At 73.5% G+C, this 17,509-nt stretch carries 13 protein-coding genes; 4 read left to right on the top strand and 9 right to left on the bottom strand.

What is annotated here, in order from left to right; all coding sequences use genetic code 11:
• Nucleotides 1-135: 135 nt before the first annotated feature.
• From ABT026_RS26830 to ABT026_RS26795, 8 genes are all read right to left on the bottom strand, one after another.
• The gene (locus ABT026_RS26830; protein ID WP_351117719.1) at nt 136-2,490 is read right to left on the bottom strand and encodes a HelD family protein; all 2,355 of its coding nucleotides are present in this window, start codon (nt 2,488-2,490) and stop codon (nt 136-138) included.
• Nucleotides 2,491-2,541: 51 nt separating this feature from the next.
• The gene (locus ABT026_RS26825) at nt 2,542-3,699 is read right to left on the bottom strand and encodes a uroporphyrinogen-III synthase (protein ID WP_351117718.1); all 1,158 of its coding nucleotides are present in this window, start codon (nt 3,697-3,699) and stop codon (nt 2,542-2,544) included.
• Between the two features lie 135 nt (nt 3,700-3,834).
• On the bottom strand, nt 3,835-5,220 hold the full coding sequence (locus ABT026_RS26820) for a nitrate/nitrite transporter (protein WP_351117717.1): 1,386 nt from the start codon (nt 5,218-5,220) through the stop codon (nt 3,835-3,837).
• 216 nt (nt 5,221-5,436) lie between these two features.
• Nucleotides 5,437-6,720 carry an acyltransferase family protein gene (locus ABT026_RS26815; RefSeq protein ID WP_351117716.1) on the bottom strand — a complete coding sequence of 428 codons (1,284 nt, stop codon included), beginning with the start codon at nt 6,718-6,720 and terminating at the stop codon, nt 5,437-5,439.
• Nucleotides 6,717-8,780: a bifunctional polysaccharide deacetylase/glycosyltransferase family 2 protein gene (locus ABT026_RS26810; RefSeq protein ID WP_351117726.1), complete on the bottom strand. Its 2,064-nt coding sequence runs from the start codon at nt 8,778-8,780 to the stop codon at nt 6,717-6,719. The genes ABT026_RS26815 and ABT026_RS26810 overlap by 4 nt, the downstream gene beginning before the upstream one ends.
• An 837-nt stretch (nt 8,781-9,617) precedes the next feature.
• Nucleotides 9,618-10,421, bottom strand: coding sequence for a hypothetical protein (locus ABT026_RS26805; RefSeq protein WP_351117715.1), 804 nt, complete (start codon nt 10,419-10,421; stop codon nt 9,618-9,620).
• A gap of 473 nt (nt 10,422-10,894) precedes the next feature.
• Entirely contained in the window at nt 10,895-12,085 is a 1,191-nt protein-coding gene (locus ABT026_RS26800) for a glycoside hydrolase family 18 protein (protein ID WP_351117714.1), read from the bottom strand.
• Between the two features lie 91 nt (nt 12,086-12,176).
• On the bottom strand, nt 12,177-13,076 hold the full coding sequence (locus ABT026_RS26795) for a LysR family transcriptional regulator (protein ID WP_351117713.1): 900 nt from the start codon (nt 13,074-13,076) through the stop codon (nt 12,177-12,179).
• A 218-nt stretch (nt 13,077-13,294) separates the two neighbouring features.
• Between ABT026_RS26795 and ABT026_RS26790 the strand changes: the two genes are divergently transcribed.
• Complete coding sequence (locus ABT026_RS26790; protein WP_351117712.1) at nt 13,295-13,885, top strand: DUF6817 domain-containing protein; 591 nt, start codon at nt 13,295-13,297, stop codon at nt 13,883-13,885.
• A 73-nt stretch (nt 13,886-13,958) separates the two neighbouring features.
• Here ABT026_RS26790 and ABT026_RS26785 read toward each other — a convergent pair whose 3' ends face one another.
• Entirely contained in the window at nt 13,959-14,705 is a 747-nt protein-coding gene (locus ABT026_RS26785) for a GbsR/MarR family transcriptional regulator (RefSeq protein ID WP_351117711.1), read from the bottom strand.
• 240 nt (nt 14,706-14,945) lie between these two features.
• Here ABT026_RS26785 and ABT026_RS26780 point away from each other — a divergent pair, with 240 nt between their 5' ends.
• The 3 genes from ABT026_RS26780 to ABT026_RS26770 are packed head-to-tail and all read left to right on the top strand — an operon-like array spanning nt 14,946 to nt 17,419.
• Nucleotides 14,946-15,617 (top strand): DUF4097 family beta strand repeat-containing protein, encoded by a 672-nt coding sequence (locus ABT026_RS26780; protein ID WP_351117710.1) that lies wholly within the window; start codon nt 14,946-14,948, stop codon nt 15,615-15,617.
• A gap of 36 nt (nt 15,618-15,653) precedes the next feature.
• Complete coding sequence (locus tag ABT026_RS26775; RefSeq protein ID WP_351117709.1) at nt 15,654-16,625, top strand: ATP-binding cassette domain-containing protein; 972 nt, start codon at nt 15,654-15,656, stop codon at nt 16,623-16,625.
• Nucleotides 16,622-17,419 carry an ABC transporter permease gene (locus tag ABT026_RS26770; RefSeq protein WP_351117708.1) on the top strand — a complete coding sequence of 266 codons (798 nt, stop codon included), beginning with the start codon at nt 16,622-16,624 and terminating at the stop codon, nt 17,417-17,419. The genes ABT026_RS26775 and ABT026_RS26770 overlap by 4 nt, the downstream gene beginning before the upstream one ends.
• Nucleotides 17,420-17,509 lie beyond the last annotated feature (90 nt).

Here is a 17,509-nt window from a genome sequence, read left to right as displayed (position 1 = left end):
CCTGGCTGAGAAGTGCTCCTTAGAAAGGAGGTGATCCAGCCGCACCTTCCGGTACGGCTACCTTGTTACCCGGACCGCGCTCGCGGTCCGGGCCTCCTGGCGTCTGCCGGGGCCGTGCGTGTCCTGCGGGACCGGTCAGTCCCGCAGGAGGTCCGGCACGCCGTCGCCGTCCGGGTCGTCGCGTTCCCCGGAGACGACGGTGAGCTGCTGGGTGGCGCGGGTGAGGGCCACGTACAGGACCCGCAGGCCGGCCGGCGACTCGTCGGCGATCTCGGCCGGGGAGACGACCACGGTGGCGTCGTACTCCAGGCCCTTGGCCTCCAGGCTGCCCAGGGCGACCACCCGGTCCCCCAGGCCCTGAAGCCAACGGGCCGCCTCCTCGCGGCGGTTCATCGGCACGACCACGCCCACCGTGCCCTCGACCAGCGCCAGTTGCCGCTGTGCCTCGGCCCGCACGGTGGGGCCGAACCCGCCCGTGGCCACCGCGAACCGCGGCCGGACGCCGGTGGAGCGGACCGCGGTGGGCGCCTCGGCGCCCGGCATGGCCAGCGCCAGCACCCTGGCGGCCAGCTCCGCGATCTCGGAGGGGTTGCGGTAGTTGACGGTGAGGGTGAACCGCCGCCGCGGCCGGGTGCCCAGCGCCTCGTCGCGGGCCTGGGCGGCCTCGTCGGGGTCGGACCAGGAGGACTGCGCCGGGTCGCCGACCACCGTCCAGGTGGCGTGCCGCCCGCGCCGCCCCACCATCCGCCACTGCAGGGGCGTCAGGTCCTGGGCCTCGTCGACGATGACGTGCGCGTACTCCACCCGCTCCTTCGCGAGCCGTTCGGCCCGCTCGCGCTGGGTCTCCTCGCGCTGCGGCATCAGCTCCTCGAGGCCGGTGAGCTGGTCCAGCGGGTCGAACTCGCGCTTGCGGCGCGGGCGCACGGGCACCCCGAGCACCGCCTCCAGCTCGTCGAGCAGCGCGATGTCGTGGACGGTCAGCCCGTCGCGGCGCAGCGACCTGGCGACCTTGCGGATCTCGCCGGGGTTGAGGACGCGGCGCGCCCAGCGGCCCAGGCGCCGCTCGTCGGCCATCGCGGTGAGCACCGCGCGCGGGGTGACCTCGGGCCACCAGGCGTCGAGGAACTCGATGAACGGGTCCTCGGTGGTGACGTCCTCGTCGAAGGAGGAGCGCAGTTCGGCGGCGAGCTCCGGGTCGCTGTGCCGGGAGCCGGCGCCGGACTTCTGCCACAGCGCGTCGAGCAGCAGCTTGCGGGCGCGCGGGCGCAGCAGGTTGACCGGGGCGGTGCCGCCCAGGGCGGCCTGGCGGATCCGCTCCAGCTCGCCGGCCTCCAGTTCCAGGCGGCGGTTGAAGGCGACCACCCGCAGCCGCTCGGGGCACGGGACCTCGCCGGTGCCGCCGGGGCCCAGTTCGAGGGCGCCGCGGGCGGCCTTCCGCAGCACCTTGAGCATCCGGTAGGAGCCCTTGACGCGGGCGGCGGACGGGGAGTCGTGCAGCGTCGCCTCGACGCCGTCGACGAGCGAGCCGATCGCGCGGACGGCGACCTGACCCTCCTCGCCGAGCGAGGGCAGCACGCCCTCGGTGTAGGCGACCAGCAGCGGCGTCGGGGAGACGATCAGGATGCCTCCCGCGTAGCGCCGCCGGTCCTGGTAGAGCAGGTAGGCGGCGCGGTGCAGGGCGACGGCGGTCTTGCCGGTGCCCGGCCCGCCCTCCACGTAGGTGACGGAGGCGGCGGGGGCCCGGATCACCTGGTCCTGCTCGGCCTGGATGGAGGAGACGATGTCGCGCATGGTGTGGCCGCGGGCGCGGCCCAGCGCGGCCATCAGCGCGCCGTCGCCGATGACGGCCAGTTCGCGGCCGTCGAGGTGGGCGGTGAGCTGCGGGCGCATCAGGTCGTCCTCGACGCCGAGCACCTTGCGGTTGCGGGAACGGATGACGCGGCGGCGCACCACCCGGCCAGGGTCGACGGGGGTGGCGCGGTAGAACGGGGCTGCGGCCGGGGCGCGCCAGTCGATGACCAGCGGCGCGTAGTCCTCGTCGAGGACGCCGATCCGGCCGATGTGCAGGGTTTCGGCGACGTCCGCGGTGTCGTCCTCGCGGATCGCCTCGTCGGCGGGCTCGACGGAAGTGTAGGCGCCGTCGGGGCCCTTCTTGCCGTCCTTGCCCAGCAGCATGTCGATGCGGCCGAAGAGGAAGTCCTCGTACTCGTTGTTGAGCCGGTTGAGGTGGATGCCGGCCCGGAAGACCTGTGCGTCGCGTTCGGCGAGCGCGCCGGGCGTGCCGACGTGGCCCTTGCGGGCGGCGTCCCGCATCAGGAACTCCGCCTCGGAGATCTTCTCCTCGAGGCGGACGTACACGCGGTCGAGATGTTCCTGCTCGAGGGCGATCTCGCGTTCTCTGGCGGAGTCCCCCGCCGCGTCGCCGTCACTCTCGCTGGTCGTGCTGCGAGCCGTGTCGACCGCGTTCCCCTTTTGTGCCTGAGCGGCCACCGGTGTCCCCATTCATGCGTACTGGCGGCCGTCAACAGTACGCGACCTGGATCAATTCGCGTACTTGGTATCCGCGGCGGGGTCCAGGGCGAGGCGGTAACCGCGCTTGACGACGGTCTGGATGAGCTTGGGGGCGCCCAGGGCGGTGCGCAGCCGGGCCATCGCGGTCTCCACGGCGTGCTCGTCGCGGCCCGCTCCGGGCAGGGCGCGCAGCAGGTCGGCGCGGGAGACCACCCAGCCCGGGCGGCGGGAGAGGGCGCGCAGCAGCGCCATGCCGGCCGGGGGGACGGGCCGCAGCTCGCCGTCGACCAGTACGGCGTGGCCGCGGATCTCGACGCGGTGCCCGGCGACCGGCAGGGCGCGGGCGCGGGCCGGGAGGTCCTGGCACAGCAGCTGGACGAGCGGGCCGAGCCGGAACCGCTCGGGCTGCGCGGTGTCGACGCCGTGCGCGTGCAGCGGCAGCGCGGTGACCGGTCCGACGCAGGCGGGGAGCACGTCGTGGGCGAAGGCCTCGAGCAGGGCGGGGAGCTGTCCGCGGGCCTCGGCGCGGGCGAGCAGCGAGGCGGCGGCGGGCGCGCTGGTGAAGGTGACGGCGTCCAGGGTGCGGGCGAGCACGGCGTCGAGCAGCCGGTCGACGGGGCCGAGGTCCTCCGGCGGCATCCACCGGTAGACGGGCACCCCGACCACCTCGGCCCCGGCCTCACGCAGCGCCTCGACGAAGCCGGGCAGCGGTTCGCCGTGCAGCTGGATGCCGACGCGGCGCCCCTCGACGCCCTCGGTCAGCAGCCGGTCCAGGACCTCGGCCATCGACTCGGAGGCGGGCGACCACTCCTCGGTGAGCCCGGCGGCCCGCACCGCGCCCTTGACCTTGGGTCCGCGGGCCAGGATGCGGACCGTGCCGAGGACCTCGAGGAGGTCGCCGCCGAGCCCCCAGCCCTCCGCGGCCTCCACCCAGCCGCGGAAGCCGATGGCGGTGGTGGCGACCACCACGTCGGGGGCGCGGCGCAGCAGCTCCTTGGTGGCGGCGAGGAGTTCGCCGTCGTCGGAGAGCGGCACGATGCGCAGGGCGGGGGCGTGGACCACGTTCGCCCCGCGGCGCTGGAGGAGCGCGCCGAGCTCCTCGGCGCGGCGGGCCGCCGTCACGCCGACGGTGAAGCCGGCCAGCGGGCCATGGGTGGCCTCCGGCTGCTGCTGTTCCTGGTCTTCCATCCGGCTCTCGTCCCGCTCTCGTCCCGCATCGAACCGCTGTCGAGTCCCCGCGCGCCGCCGAGGGGCCGCGCACGGATCCGAGCCTGTCAACAGCGCGTGACAGGCTCGGATCTTCCTCATTTCGGCGCCGTTACGTCACACCTCGGCATAGCTGAGCTGCGGCTTCGTCTCGCCGTCCACCTGGGCGCCGGCCTGCGTCGGCGCGGAGGGGGCCGGACGCCGAAGGTATACCGCCCAGGTGACGAGGATGCAGACGGCGTAGACCGCGAGGAAGGAGAGGAAGGCGCCGGTGCCCGAGCCGGAGGTCATGAACGACTGGCGGAACGCCAGGTTGATGCCGACTCCGCCGAGCGCGCCGACCGCGCCGATCAGCCCCATGGAGGCGCCGGACAGCCGCCGTCCGTAGGCGTCCGCGGCCTCCCCGCGCAGCCCGCGGGCCAGCGCCTTGCGGTGGAAGATGCCCGGGATCATCTTGAACGTCGACCCGTTGCCCAGCCCCGTCAGCACGAACAGCACCACGAAGGCGCAGGTGAACGGGGTGAGCGAGCCGGCCCGGCCGGCCACCACGAGGACCACGGTGGCGGCCGCCATCGCGAGGAAGGTGGCCAGGGTGATGCGCGCGCCGCCGAACCGGTCGGCGAGCCGGCCGCCGACGGGGCGGATCAGCGAGCCGAGCAGCGGGCCGACGAAGGTCACTCCGGCGGCCTCCAGCGGGGTCCGGCCGAACTGGGTCTGCAGCACCATGCCGAAGGCGAAGCTGTACCCGATGAAGGAGCCGAAGGTGCCGATGTAGAGCACCGCCATGATCCAGGTGTGGCCGTCCCTGGCCGCGTCGAGGGCGGCGCCGGTGTCGTTGCGGACCGAGGCGATGTTGTCCATGTACCTCCAGGAGAGGGCCACGGCGACCAGGATCAGCGGGATGTAGACGCCCAGCAGCAGCCGGGGGCCGCCGCCCGCGCCGATGACGGCGAGCGCGACCAGCTGGATCACCGGCACGCCGATGTTGCCGCCGCCCGCGTTCAGGCCGAGCGCCCAGCCCTTGCGGCGCAGCGGGAAGAAGGCGTTGATGTTGGTCATGCTGGAGGCGAAGTTGCCGCCGCCGACGCCGGCCAGCAGGCCGACCAGCAGGAAGGTGGAGAAGGAGGTCCCCGGCTCCATCACCGTGAACGCGGCGACGGTGGGGACCAGCAGCATGCTCGCCGAGATCACCGTCCAGTTCCGCCCGCCGAAGACGGCGACCGCGAAGGTGTACGGCACCCGGACGACCGCGCCGACCAGGGTGACCATCGAGGTCAGCAGGAACTTGTCGGCCGGGGTCAGGCCGTACTCCGGCCCCATGAAGAGGACCAGCACGGACCAGAGCGTCCAGACGGAGAACCCGATGTGCTCGGAGAGCACGGAGAAGGCGAGGTTCCGCCGGGCCACCCGCTCGCCCTTCTCCTTCCAGAACGTCTCGTCCTCCGGATCCCAGTGCTCGATCCAGCGACCGGACCTCTTGTTCGCGACGGGGGCTGTGCGCATGACGCCTCCACGGTGACTCACCGACTGACGTCACCGACGCTAGGCAGCGCGCGTTTCGGTCCCCGGCGCGTGCCGGTGACCGCGGTGGAACGTTGCACTCACCCCGGCGGCGCGACGCCTGAGAGGTCCACGGACGGGCGACGGCCGTGGACCTCCCAGGCGCCGGCTCCTCACGGCACGGCCGGGCGGCTCCTCACGGCACGGCCGAGGGGCTGCTCACCGCACGGCCGAGCGCCGCCGGGTCCGTCCCGTCGGCCAGGGACGGATCCGGCGGCCCGCCGCGACGTCCTCGACCCAGCCGAAGGCGAGGACCACCAGGGCCAGGAGCGGCAGCAGCAGCAGGAAGGACCCCGTCAGCGACCACGCGTCGCCCACCCCGAACAGGTCGAGCAGCGGGAAGGTGAGGGCGATCAGCAGGTTGTGCCACAGGTACACGGTGACCGCGCGGTTGTTGGCGAGGGTGACCAGGCCGTCGAAGCGCCGCAGCCGCCCGGGCAGTTCCGTCCACACCGGCGCGTAGACCAGCAGGACCACCACGAAGCCGAGCGACCACAGCGCCTGCGCCGGGGCGATGTCGTTGAGGTCCCAGCGGTCCTCCCCCTGGTGCCCGGAGGCCCACCACAGGCCCAGCGCCATCATCGTCGAGGCGGCGGAGACGCTGACGTACCGCGGCACCCGGGCCAGCGCCCCGTTCTCGTGGGCGAAGCCGAGGATCCAGCAACTGCCGTAGACACAGGCGTCCTTGACCACCTCGCCGGTCTCGCCGGGGATCTCGACCAGTCCCGTGCCGAACACACCGGTCAGGGCGAGCGGCGCGAGCAGCGTGGGCCAGGGCGCGCGGCGGAAGAGCCGCAGGAGCAGCGGGGAGGCGACCACGAACCACAGGTAGGCGCGCAGGTACCAGAGCGGGCCGGCGCCCTCCATCACCCAGGTGGCGTCCAGCAGCCCGGACTCCGAGCCGACCTGCTCCGGGTAGGGCGGCGCGCCCACCGGTACCAGGTAGTCGAGCATCCCGGTCCAGCCCCACGCGCCCTCGGGCCGCCAGCCGAAGCCCAGGAACAGCACGCCGAGCAGCACCGCGGAGAACGCCCACAGCGGCGGCAGCAGACGGCGCACCCGCGAGGCGACGACCTTGCGGGCCGTGCCGCCCGGCCGCTGGAGGGACCGCGCGGTCAGCGCGCCGGCCAGGGCGAACATCACGCCCATGGAGGGGAACAGGACGGTCAGCCAGGCCCACCCGAAGACGTGGTAGACCATCACCCGCAGCAGCGCGAGGGCGCGCAGCAGGTCCAGGTAACGGTCCCGCGCCCTGCCGCGCGGGGCGCCGTCGCCGCTCCCGTCCGCAGGCGTGGCCTCGGCCCCGACAGGGTGCCAGGGGAAGGGCGGGGTGTCCGCGGAGCCGGTCGGGCCGATCGGGTCGGTGGTGCCGGTCCTGCCGACCGCGCCGGTCGGGTCGGTCGCGCCGGTCGCGCCGGTCGTGCCGGTCGTCCCGGTGCTCATGCCGTGGCCTCCCGCGCACCGGAGCCGGCCACCGGAGCGGCGTCGACCACGCCGGTCCTGCGCAGCTTCTGCCACCGCAGGCGGCCGCCGGTCAGCGCCGTGATCCAGGACTGCAGCAGGACCACGTACATCAGCTGCCGGTAGAGGATCTGCTGCAACGGCAGCGAGATCAGGTACCGCATGGACTCCTTGTCCAGCCGGAACGCGTAGGCCGCGCAGACCGCCTGGACGGCGAGCACGCCCAGCCAGGCGCCGACCGTCGCCCCGGTCGGGCCGAAGACCAGCCCGTAGACCAGGAACACGTCGAAGAGCGGGGCCAGCAGCGGCGCCAGCACCATGAAGAGCGATACCAGCGGCAGGCCGACCCGGCCGAACCGCCCGGAGGAGCCCCGGTCGAGGATCGCGCCGCGGTGCTTCCAGATGGCCTGCATGGTGCCGTACGACCACCGGTAGCGCTGCGACCACAGCTGCTGCACCGACTCGGGCGCCTCGGTCCACGCCCGCGCGTTCTCCGCGTACACGACCTGCCAGCCGTCGCGGTGGATCGCCATGGTGATGTCGGTGTCCTCGGCGAGGGTGTCCTCGCTCATCCCGCCGACCCGCTCCAGCGCGGTGCGCCGGAACGCCCCGACCGCGCCGGGGATGGTCGGCATGCAGCGCAGCACGTCGTACATGCGGCGGTCCAGGTTGAAGCCCATCACGTACTCGATGTGCTGCCAGGCCCCGATCAGCGAGTCCCGGTTGCCGACCTTGGCGTTGCCGGCCACCGCCCCGACCCCCGGGTCGGCGAACGGCTGGACCAGCTCCCGCACGGTGGCCGCCTCGAAGACCGTGTCGCCGTCCATCATCACGATGATGTCGTGACTGGCGTTGGCGATGCCGCGGTTGAGGGCGGCGGGCTTGCCGGCGTTGACCTGACGGACCACCCGGACGTTGGGCAGGTCCATCGCCTCGACGATGCCGGCGGTGTCGTCGGAGGACCCGTCGTCGATGACGACCACCTCGACGGGGTGCTCACTCTCCATCAGCGAACGCACCGTGTTCTCGATGCACTTGGCCTCGTTGTACGCCGGGACGAGCACCGTCACCGGTTCGGTGACCGGCTGCTCGCCCCACCGGCCGCCGCGTCGGCGCACCCGGCGTACGTGCAGCGCGGACAGCAGCAGCATCAGCGCGAACCGGCCGATGACCAGGGCGCCGATCACCACCAGGCCGGACACCAGCACGGTGGTGACCGACTCGGAGGCCTGCACCAGCCACACCCATGCCTTGCCCTTCCACAGCTCCGCGCCGGACACCTCGGTGTGGGCACTCGGCCCGTCCAGCGCCTCGGAGAGGTTCTGGAACGCGTAGCCCTCGCGCTCGAGCGCCGGCAGCATCCGGTCGAGCGCGGCCACCGTCTGGCTGCGGTCGCCGCCGGAGTCGTGCATCAGCACGATCGCTCCCGCCCCGTGCTGGGGGGTGGCCCGGCGGACGATCTCGTCGACTCCGGGGCGCTTCCAGTCCTCGCTGTCGGTGTTGTTGAGGACGGTCAGGTACCCGCGCCGGCCGATGTGCCGGGTCACCGGCCAGCTGTTGTCGTCCATGGCGTCGGCGAACGACGAGTACGGCGGGCGGAACAGCGAGGTCCGGATGCCGGCGGCGCCGGCCAGCGCGGTCTGGGTCTGCGACAGCTCCCAGTCGATGCGGGCCGGGCTCTGGTAGGAGAGGTCGGGGTGGTTGAAGGTGTGCACCCCGATCTCGTGCCCCTCGGCCACCATGCGGGCGACCAGTTCGGGGTGCTGGGAGGCCATCGTGCCGGTGACGAAGAAGACGGCGTGCGCGTCGTGCTTCTTCAGCACGTCGAGGACCTTGGGGGTCCACTCGGGGTTCGGGCCGTCGTCGAAGGTCAGCACCAGCCGGCGGTCGGGCACCCGCACCGTGCCGATGCGGCCGTCCCGGGTGTCGATGACGGGCCCGCCCGCCAGGATGTCCTGCGGCACGTCGCCGGTCGCCCCCGGCGGGCGGACGCGGTGGTCGGCGAGGATCTCGCTGTTCACGTAGCCGCGGAGCATCAGCATCGCCGACAGGGCGACGAGGAGCAGCGACGGCAGCAGGTAGCGGAGGGGGAGACGGCGGGGCCGCCGCCGCTTCTTGTTCCGCGGCGGCGGCTGCTCCTTCTTCGGCGGGCGGGACCTGGCGCCGCGGAGGGCGTCGCCGGGAGCCGCGTCGGGGCCGTGGCCCGGTCGGTCGCCGTGGCCGGGTATGCCTGGGCCGCCGGGGGCGTTCAGGGTGTCGGCCGGTGGGCGGTACGCCGGCACCGGGCGGGTGGGCGGGTCGGCGTCCGCCCCTCCTGGGCGCGGGACGCGGACGGGTGAGCCGGCGCGGGGGCCGGGTGGTGTCGCCATGGTGTGTACGGGGCTTTCTCTCCGACGAGACGGTTGTTTCACGCGACGGGCCGGCCACGGCCCTGCGGGGCCGACGAGCCTCCCGTCCGCGGTACGTGGCCCGCGAGCGGCCACTGCGCTGCCTTCCGGCACGGGGCCGGGAGCTGTGCGGGCGGCTGCCTCCGCCGTCCTGCGGGCGGCTGGGCCGCCCAGGGGGCGATGGGGGAGGCGGGCGCAGGGCGGCCCCTCCGCGGGGAGCGGCTCGCCCCACCTGGCCCGAGCCCGCGGTGCCGCTCGCACGGGACCCGTACCGCGGCACAGGGTGCGACCTGGTGGACAGCACTGTTCATCCCCCGACCCGCCCCCTTCCCAGGAGGGGACTGACGTTCCGAGGAGCGAGCCGTCGCGTGAGGACGTGGGCACCTACGCCCGCCCTCCCCCAGACTTCGTCCGGGGGGACCCCCATCGCCCCAGCGGCACGACTGCCCGCAGGCTGGGGGCTTCGTCCAGCACGGGTGGGAGGGGCGCGGGTCAGGCCTGGGGGTACGGGGCGTCGGCGGCGGGAGCCGCGGCGACGGTGGTCGTGTCCCCCGGCGCCGCGCTCTCCGTCGGCTCCGGCGCCGGCGGCTCACTCGCCGCAGGCGAGGGATCAGGCCCCGCCGTAGGCCCGGGACCGGGATCCGGCTCGTCCCCCGGCCCAGGATCCGGCACCGAACTCGGCTTCGCCGGGTCCGGCTTGGTGCCCTCGTCGCCCGACTGCCGGACCTCCTCCTCCGCGTCGCCCGCCGCGGCCTTGCGGTCGTCCACCGGCTGCCCGGACGCCCCGCCGGCGGAGGGCGACGCCCCCTTCGTGCCCGCGGACCCGCTCGGCCCCCCGCCGGGCATCCCCGCGGGCGCCCCCGACTGCCCCGCCCGGTCCGCCGGCAGCGGCCCGGTCACCGCGCTGTCCGCGCCGCTCCCCTGCCCCTGCTCGCGCCCCGGCAACGGCATCCAGGGCGCGTTGGAGTTCCCGGACAGCAACGTCGCCGCGATGACCACCGCGTACACCGCGCAGGCCACCCCGACCCCGATGCCGATGCGCCGGTACCGCCGGCTGCGGCGGCCGGACTCGTCGACGAACACCGGCCCGTCCGCGGCGTCTCCGGCGACCGTCGCCCCGTTCGGCGGTCCGACCGCCTCGAGCTCCTCCTCGATCTCCCGGCCCACGCCGTCGAGCTGCACCGTGACCTCGTTCGGGTCATGGGTGTGGCCGGCACGGTCCTTGGACTCCCACGGCCGTGACAACAACGCCGAGCGGCCGGCACGGATGTCCTCGCGCCAATTCTTGAGCTGCACGCACTTCCCCCCAACAGGGCAGGCGGGCCGGGCAGACGTCCCCGGGTGCATCGGTGCTACCCCGGGCCGGAATCGACCCCCTCCGGACCCGCGCCCCTCTATCACACTGCTCCCGGACCAGGAGATTACTGACCTTCCCAGGGGTGCCACGGCCACTCGAACGGCGTTCGATGTCCTAAAACCGCCCCACGCTCCGCACCACCCCCAGCCGCCCCGATCATCGGGCGACACCCGCGAACACACCCGGTCGGGTAGCGACGGGATCACGCTGCGTGACGCGGGAAGAGTGCGCTCCGCACCCTCCGCCCGGACCGGAGCCGACCACCGTTCGAACCGCGCCATCCGGCCGGAACTGACCTGTGGACAACCGGCCCCGCACGCCCCCACGCGTCACCCGGACCAGCGAAGCGGACGACGCCACATCAAGGCGCCCGCTCACCCGTTGAGGTGAGCGGGCGCCCGGACCGGCGGGGTCAGTTCTGCCGCAGCGGCGGCATCGGCACCGGGACGCCGTACGCGGTCGCACCCGCGCCCACACCGCCCTCGCAGGTGTTCGGCGGCAACGTGCCCGAGCCGCGCGTGGAGGGCCGTTCGGCGGCCCAGAACATGTACCCGAGCATCCCGGGCGTGCTCCCCGCCCCGTTCGGCTGCACCGACTGCGTGAACGATCCCGTGCTGTTCTGCAGCGAGGCGGCGAAGTCCGTGCACTCCGGGAGGACCTTGCTCGCGTTGGTGATGTACAGCGCCCCGGTGAACTTGGCCGGGGCCAGCGGAGGCACCCGCGGGTTGTAGGTGGACTTGCCGTCCACGTGCTCCTGCCAGTTGGCGATCGCCGCGCTCGCCGAGGGCTGACGGGCCGGGACCATCGCGTTGGCGTGGTCGAGCACCGGGACGTCGGTGCGCAGCCAGTCCGTGGTGGCCTTGCGGTTGATGTCGATCAGCCAGCGGTCGCCCGCCGCGACGTCGATGGTGAGCCGCGCCGTCGGGTCGGCGCCGGTGGCGTCGTACGGGTGCGCGGCGCGGTAGGCGTCGATGAACGTCTGGAGCCCGGCGAGGTCCGGGTCGGTGTTCTGCTCGTAGTCGATCTCGAAGCCGACGCCCAGTTCGGTCGCCACCGCCGCGGCGTTGCGGCCCAGTTGGGCGGCGTTCTCGGCGAGGGCGGCGTCCCACTCGTCGGTGTAGGTCAGCCCGCCGACGGACAGCTGCACGCGGATCCCGCGGGAGGTGAAGTACTGCACGATCTCCCGGGTCATGCCCTTGGGCACGCCGTTCACGGTGCCCGCGTCGTTGGTCCGGTGCAGCAGCTTGAGCGGCTCGACGAAGCTGAGCACCACCAGGTTCACGGAAGGCCGGCCGTCGCCCCGGTCGATCAGCCAGTGGTTCTTCGCATCGAACTCAGCGAGACCGCGGACGGTGGACCAGGTGCAGGCGTCGTCGCCGCAGTGCCAGGAGCCATACACCTGGGGCGCAGTGACGGCGGCCGACGCCGGGGCGGCGGCCGCGGCGGGCGGCGCGAGCGTCGCCCCGGCCAGCGCGGCAAGGGCCAGGACGCCACGGGACAGGACGCCACGGGACAGGGGCCGGGAACCGGCGCCGGAGCGCGCACCGGAAGCGGGAACGGGAGCGGAACGGGAACGGCGGTTGCGCAGGAACTGGGAGAGCATGACCGACCTCCACAGGGCTGGGTGGTGACCTGGCGCGCAGCCTGACAGGTCCATACCAACCCGACAAGAGGGGCCGCAGGCGGTCAGCCGCTCAGGCGGTCAGCGCCCGGACGACCGTGTCGGCGAAGATCCGCGCCAGCGGCGGCAACGCGTCCCAGCGCCGCACCGCCCAGCCCACCTGCAACGGCGGCAGTTCGGGTATGGAGACCAGCCGCAGCGGACCTCCCGCCCCGCCGGCGTCCGGTTCCCGCATGCCCGGCAGCTCCGGGACCACCGCGTGCCCCAGCCCCAGTTCGGCCAGCAGCAGCGCGGTGTCCCAGTCGGCCACGCTGGTGCCCGACCCGGCGCGCAGGCCCGACCCGGCGAACGCCTCGTCCAGCTGTCCGCCGGAGGTGGAGTTGGGCGGCAGCCGCACCAGCCGGAGGTCGGCGAGGTCGGCGACGCGGACGCTCTCCCGCCCGGCCAGCGGGTCGCCCTCCCGGACCGCGAGCACCCAGGGCAGGTCGATCGCCGGCCGCTGCTCGATGCCGCGGACGGGCTCCCCGATGGTGATCCACGCCAGGTCGAGGTTGCTGGACAGCAGCGCGTCGAAGCAGCGGCGGCTGGAGGTCTCGGTCTGGAACTCCAGGCTCACGCGGGGATAGCGGCGGCGGAAGTCGACGATGGCGTCGGCCATGAAGTGCCGCACGGTGGTGCCGCCGGTGGTCACCCGGACCGCGCCGCTCTCCCCGTCGACCAGGTCCCCCAGGCGGCGCAGGGCCAGGTCCAGCCCGGCCAGGCCGTCGGAGGCCGCGTCCCACAGGATGCGCCCGGCGGCGGTGGGCACGACCCCGCGGGGCTGGCGTTCCAGCAGGCTGACGCGGGTCTCCTTCTCCAGCCGCTTCACGTGCTGGCTGACCGCGGACTGGGTGCAGCCCAGCTCGCGGGCCACCGCGCTGAGCGATCCGGCCCGGCACACCGCCACGAACACCCGAAGGTCGTCAAGAGTCACGCGCCACACGCTAGCAATCCCCAAGCGGCTGCTGGGACTTGGGAAGCGAACCCAAGGATTGACCTGCCTCGCCCCCAGGCAGCACGATCGGGGAGAAGGGCAGCCCCGGGCGGCAACCCGCGCATCTTCCGGCACCCGACCGGTTCCACGACGGCCGGCGGGCAGTCTCGTGCGCGCGGGTGCCGACCCGACCCCTCCCGCCGAAAGGACACGTGACTGTGCCCGCTCCCCCACCGGCGGCCGACCGGGCCGTCGTACTGTTACGCCGCCTGGGCGCCGACGCCATCGCCCACCCGGGCGGCACGCTCCTGCAGCACCTGGTCCGGGTCCGTTCGCTGCTCGTGCTCTGGGGCGCACGGCCCGAGCTGCAGCTGGCGGGGCTGTGCCACGCCGCCTACGGCACCGAGGCGTTCTCCCCGGCCGTGCTGGGCCTGGCCCGGCGGGCGGAACTCGCCCTGCTGATCGGCCCGGAGGCCGAGTCCCTGGTCCACCTCTACGGGGTCTGCGACCGGGCGGCGACCTACCCGACGCTCACCCACCCCTCGGGCCGTTACGTCGAACGATTCACCGGCCGGACCCGCTCGCTCTCCCTGGCCCAGCGGCGGGACCTGGCCGAGCTGATCGCCGCCGACGAGCTCGACCTCGTCCGCGTGGACCCGATCGTCCGGGCCCGCCACGGGGCCGAACTCATGGCCCTGCTGCTGCGGTTGCGCCCGCTGCTCTCGCCCACCGCCTGGCGCACCGCGGACGCCCTCCTCACCGGCCGCCGCGACACCGACCCGGCCGGCCCCGCCTGGCCCGCGGCCTAGGCCGCCCCCGACCGCGCCCGGCCGGGCGGCGACCCGACCCCCGCCCGGCCGGTGCGCTCCCATCCGCGCGCGCTCAGTCCTCCGCGTCGCGCGGCGCCGGGTCCGTCGCCGGCTTGGTGTAGAGGATGTCGCGAGCCTGTTCGGCGGCGCGCACGATGCTCTCGGAGACGAAGTCGACGAAGCGCGCGATGTTCTCCAGCCGGCGGCCCGCCGGGGTGTCCGGGCCGAGGACGCCGACCCCCTCCCGCGCGGCCTCGCCCATCGCGGCGGTGCCCCGCGCGCTGGCCAGCATCGACTGGTACCAGACGTCCTCGTCCGCGAAGTAGCGCTCGCGGCGGTTGCGTTCGTCGCGTTCGCGGCGCACCAGACCCTGCGCCTCGAGGTACGTGACGGCCTTGGAGACCGACGCCGGGCTCACCTGGAGCCGCTGGGCGAGGTCGGCCGCGGTGAGGCTGCCCTCGTCGGTCGTGTAGAGGCAGGACGCCACCCTGGCCATCATCTTGGGCAGCCCCGACTGCATCAGGACGGTCGTGAACATCTCCTCGAACTCCCGCACCGCCGCGCCGTCGCGCCCCTCGACGTCCTGCGGCGGCGCGGCGTCCCGGGGCGCGGCGGGCCTGCGGCGCTGGGTGCGGCGCTCGGCCGCGCGGTGCGCCAGGTCGGGGCGGTAGGCAGTGGGTCCGCCGTTGCGCATGACCTCCCTGGTCACGGTCGAGGTCGGACGGTCGAGACGCCTGGCGATCTCCGCGTAGGCCAGCCCGTCGGCGAGCCCCAGCGCGATCTGCTGACGCTCCGGCTGAGTAAGCCTGCCACCCGGCATCGGGACTCCTTCGTGGTGCCTGCGGGATACGCGGCCACCTTAGCGTTCACCGGCGAACCATTGCAACGCTCTCCGTTCCTGACGTTGCGTTACCTGCAAGGCCGGTGCAACGATTTCCCGCAACTGACCTGCCATTTCTTGATGTTGCTGCAACAACACTGTTGCCGACATCCATGAACGCAACGTAGCTTTCCCATATCGGAAACAGCGCAACGGCGCTGGACGACAAAGGAGAAGACCATGCAGCAGTTCGCCACCACCGCCCCCGTCCAGGTCGTCCTCGACGTTCCCGCCGGCCGCGTCCGGCTCATCGCCGCCGACCGCTCCGACGCCACCGTCGAGGTCCTGCCGGCCGACGCCGGCAAGAACCGCGACGTCAAGGCCGCCGAGCGGATCCAGGTCGCCTTCGAAGCCGGCACGCTGCGGATCGAGGCCGGCGAGCCGAAGAGCCGCGTCCTGGGCCACCCGGGCGCGGTCGAGGTGACGGTCCAGCTGCCCGCCGGGTCCCACGTCGAGGCCACCGCCTCCGACGCCGAGATCCGGGGTGTGGGCCGGCTGGGCGACGTCAGCCTGACGGCCGACCAGGGCACCGTGAAGCTCGACGAGTCCGCGGACACCCGGGTGAAGGTCCTGGCCGGTGACGTCGTCGTCGGCCGGCTGACCGGCGGCGCGGACATCAGCACCAGCAAGGGCGACATCCGCGTCGCCGAGGCCCACCGCGGCACGGTCACCCTGCGCACCGAGATGGGCGCCGTCGAGATCGCCGCCGCACGGGGCGTCGCGGCCACCCTCGACGCCGGCACCGGCTCCGGCCGCGTCTCCAACTCCCTGCGCAACGCGGAGGGCGCCGGGGCGCCCCTGAACATCCACGCCACCACCGGCTACGGCGACATCACCGCCCGCAGCCTCTGAGCGACCTCACACACCACACGACGAAGGGGGACCCTCATGACCAGTCTGGCCATCTCGGCGAACGGTCTGCGCAAGTCTTACGGCGACAAGCACGTCCTCGACGGCATCGACCTCGCCGTCCCGGAAGGCACGATCTTCTCCCTGCTCGGCCCGAACGGCGCCGGCAAGACGACCGTCGTCAAGATCCTCTCGACGCTCATATCCGCCGACGGCGGCCAGGCCGTCGTCGGCGGCCACGACGTCGCCCGCGCCGGGCAGGCCGTGCGCTCGGCGATCGGGGTGACGGGGCAGTTCTCGGCGGTGGACGGTCTGATCACCGGTGAGGAGAACATGCTCCTGATGGCCGACCTCCACCACCTGTCCAAGACGGAGGGCCGGAGGGTCACCGCGGACCTGCTGGAGCGGTTCGACCTGGTCGAGGCGGCCGGCAAGCCCGCCTCCACCTACTCGGGCGGCATGAAGCGGCGCCTGGACATCGCGATGACCCTGGTCGGCAGCCCCCGCGTCATCTTCCTCGACGAACCCACCACCGGCCTGGACCCCCGCTCACGCCACACCATGTGGCAGATCATCAGGGACCTGGTCACCGACGGCGTCACCGTCCTCCTCACCACCCAGTACCTCGAGGAGGCCGACCAACTCGCCGACCGCATCGCCGTCCTGCACAACGGCCACATCGCCGCCGAGGGCACCGCCGACGAACTCAAGCGCATCATCCCCGGCGGCCACGTCCAGCTCCGCTTCACCGACCCCGCCACCTACCACCGCGCCACCACCCTCCTCACCGACGCCGCACACGACGAGGACTCCCTCACCCTGCGCGTCCCCGGCGACGGCAGCCAGCGCGCCCTGCGCACCCTCCTCGACCACCTCGACACCGCCGGCATCGAGGCCACCGAACTCACCGTCCACACCCCCGACCTCGACGACGTCTTCTTCGCCCTCACCGACGACACCACCCCCGCCACCGGCGCCCACACCACCACCGACAAGGAGACCGCGCGATGAGCAGCACCCTCTCCCTCGCCCTCCGCGACAGCACCACCATGCTCCGCCGCAACCTCCTCCACGCCCGCCGCTACCCCTCCCTCACCCTCAACCTTCTGCTGACGCCGATCATGCTGCTCCTGCTCTTCGTCTACATCTTCGGCGAGACCATGAGTGCCGGCGTGGGCGGCAGCGGGGACGGGCGGGCGGCGTACATCGCCTACATCGTGCCGGGGCTGCTGCTGATGACCATCGGCTCCACCACGATCGGCACCGCGGTCTCGGTCGCCACCGACATGTCGGAGGGCATCATCGCCCGGTTCCGCACCATGGCGATCCACCGCGGCTCGGTGATCGTGGGGCACGTGATCGGCAGCGTCCTGCAGTCGGTGGCCAGCGTGGTCCTGGTCGGCGCGGTCGCCGTCCTGATCGGTTTCCGTTCCACCGACGCCACCGTCCTGGAGTGGCTGGCGGCCCTCGGCCTGCTGGTCCTCTTCGCCACCGCGCTCACCTGGATCGCGGTCGGCATGGGCCTGATCAGCCCGAACGCGGAGGCGGCCAGCAACACCGCGATGCCGCTGATCCTGCTCCCGCTCCTGTCCAGCGCGTTCGTCCCGGTGGACACCATGCCGGGCTGGTTCCAGCCGATCGCCGAGTACCAGCCCTTCACCCCGGCCATCGAGACCCTGCGCGGCCTCCTCCTCGGCACCGAGATCGGCCACAACGGCTGGCTCGCCGTCGCCTGGTGCGCCGGCCTCGCGGTCCTCGGCTACTTCTGGGCCACCGCCAAGTTCAACGCCGACCCCCAGCGGTGACCGAGGTGCCGCGATACCGCCCCGCGAAAGCGTCCCCCGGCACCGCGCCGGGGGACGCCGGCGTCGCTGTGCGGCGCCGCCCGTGCGCAG

It is taken from the genome of Streptomyces sp. NPDC002734 (genome assembly GCF_040295685.1).
GTDB lineage: Bacteria > Actinomycetota > Actinomycetes > Streptomycetales > Streptomycetaceae > Streptomyces.
The sequence above is the reverse complement of the archived record's forward strand: the minus strand, read 5'-3'. Positions and strand labels throughout refer to the sequence as shown.